Origin of the sequence: Rhizobium pantanalense, from assembly GCF_030182525.1 — a bacterium.
GTDB lineage: Bacteria > Pseudomonadota > Alphaproteobacteria > Rhizobiales > Rhizobiaceae > Rhizobium.
Window position 1 is genome coordinate 285,561 of record NZ_JAQJCH010000012.1, and the last position, 18,047, is coordinate 303,607.

Consider the following 18,047-nt stretch of genomic DNA (forward strand, 5'->3'; position numbering starts at 1 on the left):
GTTTTTTGGCAACCAGACAGATGCTTTCCTTCGGGAAAGATTCTCGAAACATTCGTGTTGCGCGCATTGCGAGGATCGTCAACACAGCCGCGAATACGAAGCTGAACCTACCGGATTCGACCTTGAGATGCCGTAGACAATGCAGTGTGCAGCGTTTCTTGGCCATGCAGAGGCGCGTCGGGCGATAGCGTCTTCGGATCTTAAGGGTCGGAAGGAGCTTTCTTGGGTCTCGCGATGGGCCATACGCCGTAACGGGAGGGATCGCGAAAGCAGTGTTCGCCCTTAGCCCGCCTTTATCGCGGTAGGCGCAGGCGGCCTGGCTGGAAAGTTTCGCCTCGGTAACCGTGTGTTTCTTCTCGTATTGCCGAGGGCGCGTGTCATGCGGATTGGAATGGCAACCGGAGCACGGCTTTAACGAATTAAAGAAGAAGACCTGGAGGGAAACCAGGTCTTCTTCCGTCTCTGATCGGAGGTCTAGTTCAGATCAGATTAGAAGCTACGCTCGAAGCGAAGAACGCCAGCCCACTGGTCTTCGTTGATCGAATCCCAGTTGGTGTAGGTAACTTCCGGCTCGATGAGCAGGTTCTTGACCGGCTTCCACTTGACGTTCGTGGTTGCCGAGAAGGTCTTGTTGTCGGTATAGGCGAGCTGGAGGTTCCACTTCAGCTTTTCGTTGACCGGAACGCCAACGCCGCCCCAGGCAGCCCAGTCGCCCCAGCTCTGGCCGATCGAATCGCCGTTGGCATACTTGTTGAGCTTGTCGCCGTCGGTATTCCAGCCGCCCATCAAGAAGGCGTCGAATACGCCGAAGTCAGCATCGACGCGAGCCTTGATAGCGCCTTCTTCGACGATCGAGTCGTAACCGCCGACGACCTTGAAGCCCCATGCGCCGGCCTTGTAGCCAACACCTGCGACAACGTCCGGTGCATAGTGGTCGGAGCTGTCTTCGCCGTTTGCACCCGTAGCGCCCGAACCGGAGTTCGAGTCTTCAACCGAGATCACAGCCGTGAAGCCGTTGCCGGCGTCGTAGTTGTAGGTGATCTGGTTCAATTCGTACGGGCCATCGCCGATCACGTCGTCGTTGATGACGTCGCCGGCGTAGCCGGTGAAGACGTTGAACTGAGAATCTTCCTTACCGATGGTAAAGCCGCCGAGGCTGATGCTGGCGTGCAGCAGGTTGGTAGCCGTAGCGCCGCCGTCATTCCAGTCCCAACGCAGTTCCGTGTTGGTCTTCAGCGGGCCGTATTCGGTGTCGGTTGCCGTCTGCAGCTGCAGTTCGGCACGGGTGTGCCAGAGAGTGCCATAGTGACTGTCTGGGCTGTAGGCGTCGTACCACTTTCCTTCGGTACGAACCTTACCACCGATCTTGAGGCAGGTTTCGGTGCCCGGGATGAAGAAGTAGCCAGCGCCATAAGCGTCGCAAATGCGGACATATTCCAGCGGCTCCGGCTCGGCTGCGACGATAGCGTCAGCCGCGTGAGCACCGGATACTGCTACGAGTGCAGCAGCGGAGCCGAGAAGAAGGCTCTTGATATTCATTTTTTCTCCAATCGATTTGCCGGATCGGAACGCGACCGGAGATTTTCCGCCACGTTCACCAATTCGGTGTTCCCTCTTACCGAAAGCCCAAAAGACTTTCGTGCTGGCACGCTAGCGGGGCTTTTGGTACATCGGAATAGAATAATTCGAAGTTATAAAGTAATTATCGTCATAAATTCGTCAAAGATGCAAAAATACACCATAAAATCACGCGATCTTAGTATGTATATGAAGTATATTAGAAATCTATACGTAATAAACGTACCAAACGTATGTTGTTAATCAAAGATTTTTTAAAAATGATAAGTAAAGAATACAAACTATACAATAATTACTGAGGAGTGCGTGTAGCGCGAATCCGAACTCAATCTTACTCAAGTCAGTTAGATGAACTACGGAGGGATCGGAGGTCGTGGTTTACGACCTACCAATCTAGGGGTGGAGAGGGGAACGTGCTGCTCGGCAGCGCGCCTTGAGCCGAACTCAGCGCAGGCCGCTCAGGCAATGCTTCAGTGGCAGATGTACCCCGGCCAAATGGCCGGATTACGAGACCGGCGCAATTGTGGGACCGCCGGTCCACGGAGTTTCGCAGGCGGACTCAGCCGTGCGGAATGATTTGTAGCCTCCGAAGCAGGTCCCTCTGTGTTTTAATGGGCTTCCGCGGACACCAATGGAACTTCCGCGCCATTGGCGTCGTAAAGCTTGCCGTTCAGGAAATAATCGCCGTCATGCAGGCCGGCAATGTCCTGATAGCGGATCAGGCGTTCCGTTCCCGCGACGAAGACCGATTGCTGATCCGAGTTTCCGGTCGTCAGGTGATTGAACAGGAGGTTCAGCGCGATCGCCATCAATGCCGCCGAGCTGATGCCGGAGTGGAAGATGGTGATGACCCATGCGGGAAAGTGTTCGTAGAATCCTGGTGAGGCGATCGGGATCATGCCGAAGCCGATCGAGGTCGCCACGATGATCAGGTTCATGTTGTTCTCATAGTCGACCTTGGCGAGCGTGCGGATACCGCTTGCCGCGACCGTCCCGAACAGGACGAGGCCTGCTCCTCCGAGGACGGAACTCGGAACGGCGGCGACGATGCGACCGATGATCGGCAGCAAACCGAGGGCGACGAGAAAAAGACCGCCGGTCGCCACGACAAATCGGCTCTTGATGCCGGTCACGGCCACGAGGCCGACATTCTGGGCAAAGGCGCTCTGCGTGAAGGAGCCGACGACCGGGGCGAGGATGCTGGAAAGCATATCGGCACGCAGGCCGTTGCCGAGCCGGCGCGCATCGACCTTGGTGCCGACGATCTCACCGACGGCAAGGATATCCGCTGAGGTTTCGACCAGCGTCACCATGATGACGATGCACATCGAGATGATCGCCGCAGTATCGAACACGGGATAGCCGAAATGGAAGATCTGCGGCAGCGCGACGAAGGGGCCGCTGATTACCCGCGAGAAGTCCGCTATGCCGACCGCATGGGCGATCCCGGTGCCGATAATGATGGCGAGCAGGATCGATAGTCTTGATATGGCGGCGCTACCCAACTTGCTGAGCAGCAGCACGATCACGAGCGTTACCGCCGCAAGCAGGATATTGGCCTGGCTGCCGAAATCCGGCGAACTCCTGTTGCCGCCCATCGCCCAGCCCGCCGCGACCGGCATCAGTGTCAACCCGATGGTGGTGATGACGATGCCGGTGACGATCGGCGGAAAGAAGCGGGTGATGCGTGAAAAGACGGGCGTGATGAGGAGCCCGATGAAGGACGCCGCAATGACTGCACCGAGAACGGTCTGGATGCCCCCATGTCCGGTAATGGCAATCATCGTCGCGACGCCAGAAAAGGATACGCCCTGCACTAGGGGGAGACGGCTGCCGAAGAACGGTATTCCGATCGTCTGCAGGATGGTCGCGAGACCGCCGGCAAACAGCGATGCGGTCACGAGCAGACCGACGTCGGGAGGTGTCAGGCCCGATGCCTGGCCGATGATCAGCGGAACGGCAACGATGCCACCATACATGGTCAGGACATGCTGAAGGCCATAGGCCAGATTGGCGCCAAGGCTGAGCTTTTCATCTTCGGGGGCCAGGCGTGCGGTATTTTCCTCTGCTGCTATTGCCAAGGTAATCTCCTCCATACCTTTGCGTTTCTCGTTTCCTCCAAACGAGCGTTGCACGTTACGGTGTGTGCCGTCTCATGACTTTATAGAAAAATGCGAAACACCTTACCGGAAGGCGATGCCCGCGCTGGTCTGGTTGGCTGACCGCGATCTTCAGAGCTGGAGCAAAATCAGTTGGTCCCCTTGAGCCTCGCGTCCTAGAACCCGCCTGTCCATCTTCCGAGGGGCGGAATTTGATGGCATGATGAACTCTGGATAAGTTCGCGCACGTATCGTGCATTCCTTTCCGATTTGTGAAATTATCTTGCGCGCAGATAGGGTTTCTCTTTGTAACTTGCGCGCCTTTTGCACGCTCTTGCTGATATTCTGAGCATCAGTGATTTGAGGTGCTGCGGGAGGGAAAATACTCAAAATGGCCGAGAATGCGATCTATGTGTACCAGTCGATTGCACGTGCGGTTTGCGATCACGATGCCGGTACGATGTTCGGCCTCATGGGGGATGCCAACCTCTTCATGATCGACCACTATGTACGCGGATGCGGCGGCCGCTTCGTGCCGGCGGCTCATGAGGGAAGCTCGGTCCTTATGGCGCTCGCCTATGCCCATGTCTCCGGAAAGGTCGGTGTGGCCAGCGTGACCCACGGTCCGGCTTTGACCAATTGTGTCACCGCGCTCACCGAAGGTGCCCGCGGCTCCATCCCCATGGTGCTCCTGGCGGGTGACACGCCCGTCATCAACCCGCACCATCTGCAGAGCATCGATCAGCGCGAGGTGGTCAAGGTCACCGGCGCCGGCTTCGAGCAGATGCGCTCAGCGGAAACCGCAACACGGGATGTTGCCCGCGCTTTCTACCGCGCCCGGGTCGAACGGCGCCCGATTGTCTTGAACATGCCGGCCGATTTCATGTGGTGCGAACAGGCTTACGAGCGGGCCGTCTTCGAAGTCTTCGATGCCCCCGGATATGTGCCTGAAGGAGATGGGCTGGACAGGGCCATTGGCATCATTGCCTCTGCAAAGCGTCCGCTCATCCTCGCCGGCGGCGGGGCTTGCGCTGCGCGCGATCAGCTTATCGGCCTGGCGGACCGGCTGGAGGCTCCGCTTGCGACGACCTTGAAAGCAAAGGGGCTCTTCGGTGGCCATCCCTATAATATGGACATTTTCGGCACGCTCAGCACCCCTGCCGCTTATGATCTGATCGCCAGGACCGATTGCCTGATCTGCTTCGGAGCGGGACTACATGATTTCACCACTGACAGGGGCAAGCTCCTGAAGGGCAAGCGCGTCGTCCAGATCGATATGGATGCCAGCGCCATCGGCAAGAACATTCATCCGGATGCGGCCCTAGTGGCCGATTCAGGCCTGACGGCAGACAATTTCGTCCATTGGCTGGATGCGGCTGAAATTCCGCCGAGCGGCTTCACGCATGAACTGGATGTCCCCTCCCTCAACAGGCATCCACGCGATCAGCGCGGCAAGACGAGCGCGGGATATGTGAGTTACATCTGGGCGCTCGAAGAGCTGGAAAAGGCCTTGCCGAAGGACCGGGTGCTTGTGACCGACGGCGGGCGTTTCATGACCGAGGTCTGGTGCCGGATTTCCGTCAGCGACCCGCGGAGTTTCGTCGTGACGGCAAATTTCGGCTCGATCGGCCTCGGATTGCAGGAAGCGATAGGCGCAAGCGTTGCCGCACCCGATCGACCGGTGGTGCTTTTCACCGGGGATGGCGGTTTCATGATGAGCGGTGTCAATGAATTCAATACTGCCGTGCGTCTCGGGCAGGATTTGGTCGTCATCGTCTGCAATGATTCCGCCTATGGGGCTGAGCATATCCAGTTTCGTGATCGCAGCATGGATCCGGGGCTAACCCAGTTCAACTGGCCCTCCTTTGCCGAGGTCGCGACCGCGCTCGGCGGACACGGCGTTGCGGTCAGCTCGGTTCATGAGCTTGAAGGGGCTCTGGACGCCATCAGGAATCGCAGTCGCCCGGTGCTGATCGAGCTGCGCCTCGACCCCAACGACGTGCCACGGATGCGCATCTGACGACCTTTTCTGAAAGCGCGAAAGGCAAACCGCTTTCAAGGCTCAGCGTGACGACATCGACTTGACCAAGAGCTGTCGTCACCTCCTGGCCGAAGGATTTCTTCAGCCGTTCGATGCTTGCTTTTGATTTGCCGCAGTCGAATAGTCTGCTGCGAAAGGGTAGATGTCTTCGATACAGCCGATCTCGCCGCGGAGTTCGGTGGGGCTGGCGGGGATTTCGAGGCCGGTCTGTCATCAATGAGATATAGAGTTTCGATGAAGTCGAACGATATGATGCTGAATTCTTCCTGGCCCCACTCCGGCGTCAATTCGGCGGGGAGGACTTCATGGCAGGCATGATCCGCGTCTATCGCTATCTGCTTGCCCTGCTCGCTTTATCGGGTATCGCGATCTCATATTTCGCTATCATACCCGGTGGGCATGTTTCACGGCTGACGATGACGGTGAATTTCTTCAGCTATTTCACCATGCAATCCAATCTTCTGCTCGCCATGACACTGCTTTGCGCGCAAATTGCGCCGCTCTCGTCGATTGGCAAATGGGCGAGCAAGCCGTCTGTACGCAGCGCCCTTCTTCTTTACGTGGGGATCGCCGGCATCGTTTACTTTTTGATGCTGAGGGACGTTTGGCACCCTCGCGGTTGGCAATTGTTCGGAGACCAGATACTCCATTATTGCGTTCCGCTGCTGTACGCCGCAGATTGGATTTTTCTGAGTGAGCGCGGCAGGCTTTCCTGGCGCGATGTGCTCTGGTGGTTGGCTTTTCCCGCGGCCTACTCCGCTTATACGCTTGCGCATGGGTATATCTCGCGCTTCTACCCTTACCCATTCCTGGATGTTCGCGATATCGGCCTTGAAGCCGTTCTGCTGAACATGGGGCTGCTGGCAACAGCCTTTCTGGTTATGAGAGGGATGCTGACTTTTCTCGACTGGGTCGGTGCCTGGCAACGGGTCTTTCGGCGCGCATAGGCACTGTTGTCACGAAGGCAAATTCATCACTTACCCATATGTTGCCGCGCGGCCCTTGTTCGAACTTGGCGGCCCGCTCATTCCGCCAGTTGGGTGATGGCGGCCGAGCTGGACGCACGCGTGCCGGAAAGGCTTGTCTGGCCGAGCGCTACCACCACGACGGTTGTGATACTTGCCGCGACCGAAACCCAGAAGCCGTTTGCAGGCCCGAAGCTGTCCACCACCCAGCCGGACACGAAGGCACCGAGTGCCATGCCGATGCCGATGCCGGTCATCACCCACGTCACGCCTTCGGTCAGCATGGCTTCCGGCACGCGACGTTCGATCAAGCCGAAGGCGGTGATGAAGGTGGGGGAAATGGCAACGCCGCTGAGGAAGACGGCAAAGGCAAGCAGAGCGACCGAGGTGCTGGCAGCCAGAAGCGGCAGAGAGGTCAGGGCGAGAACGCTGACGGCCACCAGCAACTGGCGCTGCAATGGCATCTTGAGGTTCAGCGCTCCGATGATGAGACCGACGATGAAGGAGCCGAGCGCATAGACCCCGATGACGACACTAGCGGCACCCGGCTCTCCGAGTTGCTTGGTGATGGCAACGGCACTCACTTCCGCCGTGGCGAAGGTGGCGCCGACGAAGATCAGGGCGAGCGTGATGATCTGGACCGGCCGCAGCCGGATCGCCGAGCGTTGCGAGCCTGCGGAGCTAGCCGCGCGCACTTTCGGTTCCGTCGATCGCTGCACCAGGAAGGCTGCCGATCCAAGCGCGAGGAAGATGGTGCTGACGACCATGCCGGCTTCCGGGAACAGGGAGACCGCGAGCCCGACGGAAAGGGATGCGCCCATGATGTAGACAAGCTCATCGGCAGCGGATTCGAAGGCAAAGGCCGTATTCAATTCGGGCCGGTCCCGGAAGATCTCCGTCCAGCGGGCGCGTACCATGGCTGGTATGCTCGGCATGACTGCCGCGAAGAAGGCCGAGGTAAACAGCGTCCAGGCCGGCCAGACCTGGTTTGCGGCGATGACGAGAATGATGAAGGCAATGACCGAGAGTATGGTGGCGGGCGTAACGACCGTACGCTGACCCAGCCGGTCAACGAGGCGCGATATCTGCGGCGAGACAAACGCATTGGTCAGCGCAAAGGTCGCCGAAACGGCGCCGGCCAGCCAATATTCACCGCGCGTCTGCGACAGCATGGCGACGATGCCGATAGGAGCCATGGCAAGGGGAAGGCGAGCAAAGAAGGCCGCGGCCGAAAAGCTCCTGGCGCCCGGTGCGCGGAAAATCTCTCTGTACGGATTGGACATCGGAACATTCCCTATATTGAACGAAATGGCCGCAGACATACGCAGCGTATGTGAATCAAGTAATTGCATACGCCACGTATGTCAACTAATATACGCGGCGTATGCAAATTAATATGGGTGATCGATGGAGACGCAATGCGCAAACCTCGCAGTGAAATGATTGCCGAGACGCGAGCCAAGCTGCTCGCCGCCGGCCGTGAGGCATTCGGTAGCGTCGGCTATGCCGATGCATCGATGGATGACTTTACAGCGGCTGCCGGACTGACGCGGGGCGCACTTTATCATCATTTCGGCGACAAGAAGGGGCTGCTACAGGCCGTCGTCAGCGAGATCGATGCGGAAATGACCACAAGGCTCTGTCAGATCTCGTCGAAAGCGCCGTCGCGCTGGCAGGCATTCGTCGACGAGAATGTCGGTTATGTCGAGATGGCGCTGGAGCCGGAAATCCAGCGCATCATGTTTCGTGACGGCCCCGCCGTGCTAGGCGATCCCTCCGGATGGCCGAGCGCCAACGGTTGCATCGCCACCATCAGGGAAAGCCTTCGTTGCCTTTGCGAGGAGGGTATCATCGTTGATATCGACGCGGAAGCCGGCGCTCGCCTCATCAATGCTGCAAGCAGTTGTGCCGCGCAGTGGATCGCCAATTCGGACGATCCCGAGACAATCTCGAAACGGGCAGTCGGCGCATTTCGGACCTTCCTTGAAGGCTTGCGGGTCGAGAAGAACTGATCGGACTGGAGTTCGCTTAGTCGGCCGACGCGGCGGTGAAGACCGCCAGCTGAGCCTCGAAAGCGCGCTTGTATGCAGGCCGTGCTTCTCCACGGGCGACATAGGCAGAGAGGTTCTGATATTCCTGCAATAGGCCGGAATCCTTCAACCTGAGCAGGACCGATATCATCAGAAGATCGCCGGCACTGAATGCGTCCTCGAGCCAGTCGGCACTGCCGAGGCGATCGGAAAGTTCGTTCAGCCGCTGGCGGATGTGCCCATCGACCATGGACAGGCGCTGCTGATACCAGGTCTGATCGCGCCCCTGGATTCTTGCGGTTGCGCGGTCGATGATCGGCGGCTCCACCGTGGAAAGCGCAGCAAACATCCATGTGATCGCCCGTGCCCGCGCCTTGGCATCGTCCGGTAGAAGCCCGGCATGGCGCTCCGCGATATGGAGCACGATCGACCCCGATTCGAACAAGGCAAGGCCGTCCTCTTCGTAGGTCGGGATCTGCCCGAAGGGATGAAGGGCGAGATGCGCAGGCTCCTTCATCGCCTTGAAGGAGAGGAGGCGCACTTCATAAGGCTGGCCGACTTCTTCGAGGGCCCAGCGAACGCGCATATCGCGCGCCAGACCTCTGCCGCGATCCGGCGATTTTTCAAAGGCGGTGATCGTTATCGTCATTGCTGCTCTCCATGGCTTTGTCTGCCTTAAAGACGATCGGTTGAACGAGATTCCGACACTCCATTTTCGAGATGGTTTTCAGAGCCGGGAGCGATGCGGGCCAATGCATCTCATTTTGCAGTTCGACCGTCTGCTGGATCAGTTCATGGATAGGCGGCGCGGCAGACGCGCGTGATGATATTGCGTAGCCATTTATGGGCGGGGTCGGCGTCGACGCGCGGATGCCATATGGCGGCAATGAGTATTTCCGGCGTTTCGAACGGCAATTCAAAGCTTCGAATACCAAACTCGCCCACCGGTTCGTTCAGCTTGCTCTTGCCGAGGCAGGAGAGGGGGACAGCCGCGATGAAATTCGTCGAAGCCGCAATTCTCATTGCATCCGGAAAACCAGGCACCACGACGCGAATTTCCCGCTTCAGACCTTTCCTGTCCAAAGCCTCATCGACCGTTTCGGCAAATTCTCCTCTTCTCGAAGCGGCGATGTGGGCGCAGGCGGCATAGCGCTTTGCCGTTACCGCCCCGCCCGTCAGCAGAGGATGACCTTCCCGTGCCACTCCAACCAGCCGATCGCGAAGCAGAAGTCGCGTGCGCAGCTCCGGCGCAGGCACGCCCAAGACGCCGATTTCCAGATCGATCAGTCCTTCCCGCAACATATGCGGCTCCTTGTCCCGCTTGAGCACGAAGCGGATACGGACATGAGGGGCGGCTTCCGTGATGGCCGCGACAAGGGGCGCAGACAAAAGCTCGAGAAAGGCTTCGCTCACGCGGATCGAAAACGTGGTGTCCAACGTGGCAACATCGAGTTCGCCGGCCGCAGGCCGAAGAATGGCGCGCGCATCCAGTGTAACGGCATGAACGCGATCCCGAAGGGTCTCGGCAAACCGTGTCGGCACGAGTGATCTGCCTGCCCTGACAAGCAACGGATCACCCATCACGGCACGCAGCCGCGACAACGTGCGGCTCATGGCGGAAGGGCTCAAGCCAAGACGCTTCGCCGCTTCCGTCACGCTCCCCTCGGCAAGCAGGACGTCAAGGGCGACGAGCAGATTGAGATCTATGTCTTCCATGGCAACTGGGTAGACCAGATCGATCGATATGCCCAGCGTCTGACGCAACTATTCTTTGCGTCCTGTGCGTCTGGAGAAATCCGGACCGGACTTTCATATTGGGCTCACAGCAAACAAAGGAGGCGTGCCCATGCCGTCATCATCATCGTCCACCGACAGCATCCTGATCATCGGCGCATCACGCGGTCTCGGCCATGCCATGGCCGAAGAATTCTTCAAGAAGGGCTGGTCCGTCGTCGGCACGGTGCGGGCCTCGACGGCGAAGACGAAACTGCACGATCTGGCGGACCGTTCCGATGGCCGCGTCACCATCGAAACGCTTGATATCAACGAGCCGGAACAGCTCGCCTCGCTACGAGAGCGCCTCGGCGGACGCATCTTCGACATGCTGTTCGTCAATGCGGGAACGACGAATGTCCCGACCGAGACGATCGCGGAGGTGACGACGGAAGAGTTCGTGCGTGTCATGGTGACGAATGCGCTGAGCCCGATGCGGACCGTGGAGGGATTGCAGGACCTCGTTTCGCCCATGGGGCTGATCGGCGTCATGTCGTCGGGGCAGGGAAGCGTCAGCAACAATACGACAGGCATGCGGGAGGTCTATCGCGGCAGCAAGGCGGCCTTGAACACGTTGATGCGCAGCTATGCCGCCCGCCATGCGGATGATGCGCGTGCATTGGTGCTCATGGCTCCCGGTTGGGTCAAGACCGATCTGGGCGGTCCCGACGGGCGGCTGACGATCGAGGAAAGCGTTCCGAACCTGGTGAATGTGCTTCTCGGACAGCAGGGGAAGCGGGGCCTTGAATATCTGGACTATCTGGGCCGAACGGTTCCCTGGTAAACCAGAGGTAGGCACTTCCAAAAACGTTCGTAGCGCGGAGCCGGCGCCTGGCCGATGCGGCTGACGATTGTTCGGCGGATCGCCGAACACATAACGGAAATGAATCGAAGCCGGCCGACCGATTCAAAACACTCGTTGGACCGCAGCCGCGCGATCGACGATTCTTCCGGCATGCTTACTCAACCCTATCATCTCTATATCGAACGCACCAATGCCGCGAAGAACATGGCCCGCTATTATGCACTGGAGATATCGACGACGCTGTTCGGGGACACATGTCTTACGCGCCGATGGGGCCGGATAGGCTTCAGCGGACAGACGATGGCTCATCATTTCGAGCATGAAAGGGATGCCGTCAGACTGTTCCTCGCGCTGACCCGCCAGAAGCGGGCGAAAGGCTACCGCCCATGCCCACTACAAAGCAGGGCGCTCACATGAATTCTCACGGCGCCCGAGTGCACTACCCGAGATCTCGGGTAGTGACGTGTTCATAATGATTAGAGCGGTCTGACGTTTTCCGCCTTCGACTTGCCCGTCTTCCGGTCCTGACCCAGATCGTAGGAGACGGATTGCCCCTCCCTGAGCACATTGCCGTATTGCAGGGCGGAGACGTGAACGAAAACGTCAGGTCCTCCGCTTTCCGGCGTAATGAAGCCAAAGCCCTTGTCGGTGTTGAAAAACTTAACCGTGCCAGTTGGCATGAAATCCCCATGTCTTTGCAGTTGATCGCGGCGGCAACCTAGCGGGCAACTGCTGTCAGATCAAGCACATCTGCTAACGGCGTCCGTTAGGTCCTGTGATCAAACGTGTTTTTTCGCACCAGATCGTCTTTGAAGTCTTGATATCAGCGATAGCTATCCCTTCTGTGACTCGGCTTTGCCTGCTTTCGTCGAGCATTCGCGCGCAGCTCCGGTCATCCGTGGTAACTGGAATCTGATAGAACTCTGATGGACTAGCCTGCAAAAGGATCTATTCTTGCGGCCTGCCTCCCAGTTTTGGAGGCATCCATCGATCTGCCAACAAGCACGAGCTCCATCCATGACCAAAGGCTCCGATCTCCTGGTGGCCGCACTCGAAAACGAGGGTGTCGACCGTATCTTCGGTATTCCAGGCGAAGAAAATCTCGATGTTGTCGAATCTATCCGCAAATCGTCCATTCAGCTGGTGTTGACCCGGCATGAACAGGCGGCTGCGTTCATGGCCGCGACCTATGGTCGCCTGACCGGCAAACCGGGTGTGTGCCTGACGACGCTCGGGCCGGGCGCCTTGAACCTTTCGACGGGTGCGGCATACGCGTTGCTCGGCGCCATGCCAATGGTGATGATCACCGGCCAGAAAGGGGTACTTTCGTCCCGGCAGGCCCGGTTCCAGGTGGTAGACGTGGTGGCGTCGATGAAGCCGCTCACCAAGCTTGCCAGGCAGATCGTCTCACCGCAGATGATCCCGACGATGGTCAGAGAGGCATTCCGGATCGCACAGGAGGAGCGGCCGGGCCCCGTCCATCTCGAGCTCCCAGAGGACATCGCTGCCGAGGAATGCGCGCCGGTCGCCCTCGTCGCCCCGCATCAGCTGGAGCTGCCGATCGCAAGTGACGCGGCGCTCGATCGCGCGGCCGCGCTGATCACCGCGGCAAAACGCCCGCTGCTCATGCTTGGGGCAGCCGCTTCGCGCCCGCGCTCGACGTCCGACATCGCGCAGTTCGTCATCCGCACCGGCATCCCGTTCTTCACGACCCAGATGGGTAAGGGAACGGTCCCGGGCGGAACCGAGCTCTACATGGGCACGGCCGCGCTGTCGGAGCGGGACTATGTTCATGAGGCGATCGAGCAGGCCGATCTCATTATCACCATCGGCCATGACACGATCGAAAAGCCGCCCTTCATCATGGGCAAGGATGGCCCGAATGTCGTCCATGTCGGATATCAGCCGGCGACCGTTGAGCAGGTCTACTTTCCCCAGTCGGAGGTCATCGGCGACATCGGTCCATCGCTGAAGGCGCTGGCGGATCGCCTTGCAGGTAAACTGCCGAATGCGCAGTCCCTTCTTCATCTTAGGGAACGTATCCTCGAGCGCATCGCGGATCGGGCGACGGAAGATCGGTTCACGCCGCAGCGGCTGGTCCATGACATCCGGGAAGTCATGCCGCATGACGGCATCCTCGCGCTCGACAACGGCATGTACAAGATCTGGTTCGCCCGGAACTATCGGACGCGCATGGCGAACACGCTGCTGCTCGACAACGCACTTGCGACAATGGGTGCCGGGCTCCCTTCGGCCATGGTCGCCTCGATGCTCTATCCCGAGCGGCGTGTCATGGCGATCTGCGGGGATGGCGGCTTCATGATGAATTCGCAGGAGATCGAGACGGCCGTCCGGCTGAAGCTGAACCTCGTCATCCTCGTTATCGAGGATGATGCCTATGGCATGATCCGCTGGAAACAGGCGGTGGACGAGTTTCCGGACTTCGGAATGACGTTCGGCAATCCGGATTTCGTTAGATATGCGCAATCCTATGGTGCCAAGGGGACGAGGGTCGACGACATCAGCCAGTTCAAGCAGGTGCTTGAGGACGCCTTTTCCGGCGGTGGCGTTCATCTGGTGAACGTTCCGGTCGATTATTCGGAAAACGAACGTGTGCTGGTGAAGGAATTGCGCGAACGGCTTCCCGCCATCCTGGAGGATCAAGATGACGCTTAATCTGAAGGTTTATCAGGCATTCGATCGCGCGCTCATTGCGGAAATCCCGGCCGATGACGCCGTTGCTCTTGAGCATAAGCTCGATGTGGCCGCGAAAGCCTATGCCGATCGTAGCGCCTGGCTGCCGACGCATCGCAGGATGGCCATCCTCAGAAGGGTGTCCGAGCTTCTCTCCGAGAATCGTGACCGCTTTGCCATCATGATCGCCCGTGAAGGTGGCAAGCCGCTGGCGGATGCGATCGTGGAGGTCACGCGCGGGATTGATGGTCTCGTCAACGCGGCGGACGAGCTGCGCAATTTTGGCGGCAAGGAAATCCCGATGGGCCTGACTGCTGCCAGCGCCAACCGATGGGCCTTCACCACCAAGGAGCCGATCGGTGTCGTGGCGGCGATATCGGCGTTCAACCACCCCCTCAATCTCATCATTCACCAGATTGCACCCGCGGTGGCCGTTGGCTGCCCTGTCATCGTCAAACCGGCGGCAACCACACCGATTTCCTGCATCGAGATCGTCAAGCTGTTCTGGGAGGCGGGACTGGACGAGCGCTGGTGCCAGACTTTCATCACCGAGGACAATACGCTTGCCGAGAGCTTTGCTACGGATCAGCGCGTCGCCTTCTTGAGCTTCATCGGCTCGGCGAAGGTCGGCTGGTATCTGAAAAGCAAGCTGCCGCCAGGCACGAGATGTGCGCTCGAACATGGCGGAGCAGCCCCGGTCATCGTCGATCGAAGCGTCAGCATCGACGCAATCATTGGGACGATCGTCAAAGGTGGATATTATCACGCGGGGCAGGTCTGCGTGTCGGTGCAGCGCCTCTTTGTGCACAATGACATCCTGGCCAACTTCACCGACGCGCTTGCCGCCAAGGTCGCAAGCCTGCGTGTCGGCGATCCCACGTTGAAGGAGACTGAGGTCGGGCCGCTGATCCTGCCGCGCGAGACGGAACGTGTCGCAAGTTGGATCAAGGAAGCGACCGATGCGGGAGCAAGGCAATTCGGGGGAGGGCGGCTGTCCGAGACCACGCTTCTGCCCTCCGTCCTGCTCGATCCGCCAGCGGATGCCAAGGTGTCGCGGCTCGAGGTGTTCGGGCCGCTGACCTGTGTCTATGGCTATAGCGACATCGACGAGGCGATCCGTACAGCCAACTCGCTGCCCTACGCATTCCAGGCGAGCGTCTTTTCCACCGATATAGCCGTCGCGCTCAAGGCGGCAAGGCATCTCGATGCATCCGCAGTGCTCGTCAACGACCACACGGCGTTTCGAACCGACTGGATGCCTTTTGCGGGGCGCAGGCAGTCGGGATATGGTGTCGGGGGTATTCCCTGGACGATGGAGGAGATGGCCGACGACAAGATGGTGGTGTTCAACGGCGTGAGCTAGGTAAGCCTCGGCAAGCGTCATCCGCGGGCTCTCTCCGTGCTTGTCTTGCCGCAATTGATCGAAAGTTGCCTCAGAATAACAGGATCGCGGTCAGTGTGGCCGCGTTCCCGGATTCCGAGGCCTGACAGTCTTTCACGAGGCGACCGACGTCTGATTAGACCTCAATCTCTGCGAGGCGAGCCGGCACCGGCGACGATAGCCACTTTTCCGGTTAGCTTTCCCATTTGGTTTCCTTTCGGGTTGGCAATCAGAGCATCTGCGCGAGCGCATACGGTGAGGGAACTTCGCGTCCCGCGTTCTGTGTCGCGAAAGAGATAGCGACCAATGCCAGCCCGATGACAGCGGGCAGTGCACCTAGGAGTTTGCGAGCGCCCATGTGGGCAAGCCCGGAAAGCAGGAGGTGAAACAACATGCCTGCATATGCCAGATCACTGACGGCAACGTTGAAACGCGAGGCGATAGCGGCGACGGCAGCGAGTTTCACGAAGGTCAGAAAGCGGACAAGATAGCTAGGATAGCCGAACCCGAGGATTGTTTGCCGTACCCACTCGATCTTGATAATGTAGGTCACGGCAGAGGCCAGGTACAACAAGATAAGCAAGGTCGTTGCAACCCAATAAATATAGAATTCAGACATAGGATATCCGTTGCCGCCGGATAGCCCCGGCAGCTTGCTCCGTTCAAGATTTTCGATGTCCGGAATAGCGATCCGCTATCTCTCCGGTGCGTGGATTGAAAATGTGGTATTAAATGAATGTACGCAAGTAGGATGAATTCGGCACTGTAAGTATGAAAAACCAGACTAATGAACCGGCGAGCATCAACATGCATGAAGAGATGCGTCGTGCATTCGCGTTGCTTTCGGGAAAATGGAAGCTGGAAATCATGTGGTTTCTTAACCAACGGATCTATCGGTTTAATGAGCTGCGCGAAGCGATCCCAGGCATCACCCAGCACATGTTGACCGCACAATTGCGGGAGCTGGAGGCCGATGACCTTGTGTCGCGCACTGTCTTCGCCGAAGTTCCGCCTCGCGTGGAGTACGAGATCACCGCGAAGGCGCGAGGGCTTGGACCGACCATGGAAGCCTTGACGGCGTGGTGGAACGAGTATGGGAGAAGCGTGCCCGAAAGGACGACAACTCGGGGACGAAAGCAGGCTTCGAAAAATAGGTGATTAGAGAGCCGCCGAAGGGCAGCCGGATGGCCGGCGTCTGCCTTTCTGTGTCCATCACCCCTCCCGGCCCAAAGCAGTTATGACTTTGGGCCGAGCATTCACTGGTTGTTCGTGTACCTTTTGAGGCAGTCGCCAGGCAGCTCACTATCTCCTCATTTGCGCGATACGATGCCCGTCTCATGGATCTTGCAAATCAACACCGAACAGCTCCTGATGCATGTGCTCGACTGCGATGCCAATGCCGCCGACGAGAGCCGCCCGATTGCCAAACTGGCTGATCTCGATGCGGGGTGGGTAAGGCGTGCAACGTGGCAAATATCTGCGAATGGCTTCAACAAGTTCGGGGCGCGCGCCGATGCTGCCGCCCATGATCACCAGCTCTGGATCGAGCGTCGCACCGATCGCGGCAATGGCAAGCGCAATCGATCGCGAAGTTTCCTCGATCACCGCAACAGCGGCTGGCTCGCCAGCCACCAGAGCCGAAAAAAGGTCCGCTACGGTTGCATCGCTCTGCCCACCGTATCCGGAATAGCGCCGCACCATTGCCGCGCTACCCACGGCGCTTTCAAGAGTACCAAGGGTAAAGCCGCCCGGATCAAATGGCTCACCGCCGAGAGGCAGATAGGCGATCTCGCCGGCGGCACCGCGCGCGCCGCGCATGAGGCTACCATTTGCAATAATGCCCATGCCGATACCAGTGCCTACGGCCACGAAGGCAAAATTATCCGATGTGGCGCCGTGCCCCCGCCATCGCTCTCCCTGCGCAGCAAGATTGACGTCGTTTTCAATGATGACCGGGATTGCCATCCGGTCACTCAAGAGCCGGCGCAAGTCGATTGTTTCGACTCCCGGGATGTTCGGGGCGACATTGATGTGTCCGGTGGCCGGATCACGCACCCCTGGCGTAGCCAGCACTATGACGCGCAATTTGGAGAGATCGACGCCGGTGCCCCGGGCGAGGTCCTGTATAATGGCGTGGAATTGATCAACAAGATGAACGCCACCGCGCGAGCTTGTCGGCACCTTGGTTTCGGCAACGATATTTCCAACCAGATCGCAGATGACTGCCGCGATTTTGGTTCCACCGAGATCGATGGATACAGCGAAACCGGCACTTGCATCGAGCTCGTAGGTTATTGCGGTTCGCCCCAAGCGCCCATCGGTATATCCAGTCGGCTTCAACCAACCATTATTTTCGAGATTGCGAACGACGTCGGAAATCGTTTGCTTGGACAAGCCCGTTTGCTTGGCAATATCCGCGCGGGAAATAGGGCCTTTGGCAAGTATGGTCCGAATGACGGAATTTGTTGAAATTTTTCGCGCTATCGGTGTCTGGGTCGCATTTGGCATCATTGCTGGCTCGCGTTCTGCCTCTAATTAGTTCGGGACCTTTTCCTAATTCATCCAACCTCGCGCTGCGGCTGTGCAAGCTTCGACTGGAATACCGCAGAATTCAAGTGAAACTCGGTGAGTTGGCTAAACAAAACCATTTAATTTGTCCACGTCATTGACAAATTAAGCGC

At 58.5% G+C, this 18,047-nt stretch carries 16 protein-coding genes; 8 read left to right on the plus strand and 8 right to left on the minus strand.

Translation table 11 applies throughout. From position 1 onward, the window contains the following. Positions 1–489 precede the first annotated feature (489 nt). Positions 490–1,539 (minus strand): porin, encoded by a 1,050-nt coding sequence (locus tag PH558_RS27800; RefSeq protein ID WP_285207778.1) that lies wholly within the window; start codon positions 1,537–1,539, stop codon positions 490–492. A gap of 647 nt (positions 1,540–2,186) precedes the next feature. Next, positions 2,187–3,659, minus strand: coding sequence for a nucleobase:cation symporter-2 family protein (locus tag PH558_RS27805; RefSeq protein WP_285207779.1), 1,473 nt, complete (start codon positions 3,657–3,659; stop codon positions 2,187–2,189). Between the two features lie 409 nt (positions 3,660–4,068). Here PH558_RS27805 and PH558_RS27810 point away from each other — a divergent pair, with 409 nt between their 5' ends. Together PH558_RS27810 and PH558_RS27815 are read left to right on the plus strand one after the other, a co-directional pair. Beyond that, positions 4,069–5,697 carry a thiamine pyrophosphate-binding protein gene (locus PH558_RS27810; protein ID WP_285207780.1) on the plus strand — a complete coding sequence of 543 codons (1,629 nt, stop codon included), beginning with the start codon at positions 4,069–4,071 and terminating at the stop codon, positions 5,695–5,697. A gap of 326 nt (positions 5,698–6,023) precedes the next feature. After that, positions 6,024–6,665 (plus strand): Pr6Pr family membrane protein, encoded by a 642-nt coding sequence (locus tag PH558_RS27815; RefSeq protein WP_285207781.1) that lies wholly within the window; start codon positions 6,024–6,026, stop codon positions 6,663–6,665. A 77-nt stretch (positions 6,666–6,742) separates the two neighbouring features. Here the strand turns inward: PH558_RS27815 and PH558_RS27820 are convergent, their stop codons facing one another. Next, positions 6,743–7,966, minus strand: a complete 1,224-nt coding sequence (locus PH558_RS27820; RefSeq protein ID WP_285207782.1) for an MFS transporter — start codon at positions 7,964–7,966, stop codon at positions 6,743–6,745. Between the two features lie 135 nt (positions 7,967–8,101). Here PH558_RS27820 and PH558_RS27825 point away from each other — a divergent pair, with 135 nt between their 5' ends. Further along, complete coding sequence (locus PH558_RS27825; protein ID WP_285207783.1) at positions 8,102–8,695, plus strand: TetR/AcrR family transcriptional regulator; 594 nt, start codon at positions 8,102–8,104, stop codon at positions 8,693–8,695. Between the two features lie 16 nt (positions 8,696–8,711). On the opposite strand, the gene PH558_RS27830 is transcribed toward PH558_RS27825, so the two are convergent. Together PH558_RS27830 and PH558_RS27835 are read right to left on the minus strand one after the other, a co-directional pair. Further along, positions 8,712–9,362, minus strand: coding sequence for a glutathione S-transferase family protein (locus tag PH558_RS27830; RefSeq protein ID WP_285207784.1), 651 nt, complete (start codon positions 9,360–9,362; stop codon positions 8,712–8,714). A 143-nt stretch (positions 9,363–9,505) separates the two neighbouring features. Continuing rightward, positions 9,506–10,429, minus strand: coding sequence for a LysR family transcriptional regulator (locus PH558_RS27835; protein WP_285207827.1), 924 nt, complete (start codon positions 10,427–10,429; stop codon positions 9,506–9,508). A gap of 130 nt (positions 10,430–10,559) precedes the next feature. Between PH558_RS27835 and PH558_RS27840 the strand changes: the two genes are divergently transcribed. Continuing rightward, positions 10,560–11,270 carry an SDR family NAD(P)-dependent oxidoreductase gene (locus tag PH558_RS27840; RefSeq protein WP_285207785.1) on the plus strand — a complete coding sequence of 237 codons (711 nt, stop codon included), beginning with the start codon at positions 10,560–10,562 and terminating at the stop codon, positions 11,268–11,270. Positions 11,271–11,324: 54 nt separating this feature from the next. Continuing rightward, positions 11,325–11,708, plus strand: a complete 384-nt coding sequence (locus tag PH558_RS27845; protein ID WP_350223828.1) for a WGR domain-containing protein — start codon at positions 11,325–11,327, stop codon at positions 11,706–11,708. Between the two features lie 59 nt (positions 11,709–11,767). Here the strand turns inward: PH558_RS27845 and PH558_RS27850 are convergent, their stop codons facing one another. Then, positions 11,768–11,971 carry a cold-shock protein gene (locus PH558_RS27850; protein WP_047631453.1) on the minus strand — a complete coding sequence of 68 codons (204 nt, stop codon included), beginning with the start codon at positions 11,969–11,971 and terminating at the stop codon, positions 11,768–11,770. Positions 11,972–12,308: 337 nt separating this feature from the next. Here PH558_RS27850 and PH558_RS27855 point away from each other — a divergent pair, with 337 nt between their 5' ends. Both PH558_RS27855 and PH558_RS27860 read left to right on the plus strand, forming a co-directional pair. Beyond that, on the plus strand, positions 12,309–13,967 hold the full coding sequence (locus tag PH558_RS27855) for an acetolactate synthase large subunit (protein WP_285207786.1): 1,659 nt from the start codon (positions 12,309–12,311) through the stop codon (positions 13,965–13,967). Continuing rightward, positions 13,957–15,348 (plus strand): aldehyde dehydrogenase family protein, encoded by a 1,392-nt coding sequence (locus PH558_RS27860; protein ID WP_285207787.1) that lies wholly within the window; start codon positions 13,957–13,959, stop codon positions 15,346–15,348. The genes PH558_RS27855 and PH558_RS27860 overlap by 11 nt, the downstream gene beginning before the upstream one ends. A gap of 247 nt (positions 15,349–15,595) precedes the next feature. Here PH558_RS27860 and PH558_RS27865 read toward each other — a convergent pair whose 3' ends face one another. Next, positions 15,596–15,985 carry a DoxX family protein gene (locus tag PH558_RS27865; RefSeq protein ID WP_285207788.1) on the minus strand — a complete coding sequence of 130 codons (390 nt, stop codon included), beginning with the start codon at positions 15,983–15,985 and terminating at the stop codon, positions 15,596–15,598. Positions 15,986–16,137: 152 nt separating this feature from the next. On the opposite strand from PH558_RS27865, the gene PH558_RS27870 reads away from it, so the two are divergent. Then, on the plus strand, positions 16,138–16,524 hold the full coding sequence (locus PH558_RS27870; protein ID WP_285207789.1) for a winged helix-turn-helix transcriptional regulator: 387 nt from the start codon (positions 16,138–16,140) through the stop codon (positions 16,522–16,524). Positions 16,525–16,701: 177 nt separating this feature from the next. On the opposite strand, the gene PH558_RS27875 is transcribed toward PH558_RS27870, so the two are convergent. Further along, entirely contained in the window at positions 16,702–17,874 is a 1,173-nt protein-coding gene (locus tag PH558_RS27875; RefSeq protein WP_285207828.1) for an ROK family transcriptional regulator, read from the minus strand. Positions 17,875–18,047 lie beyond the last annotated feature (173 nt).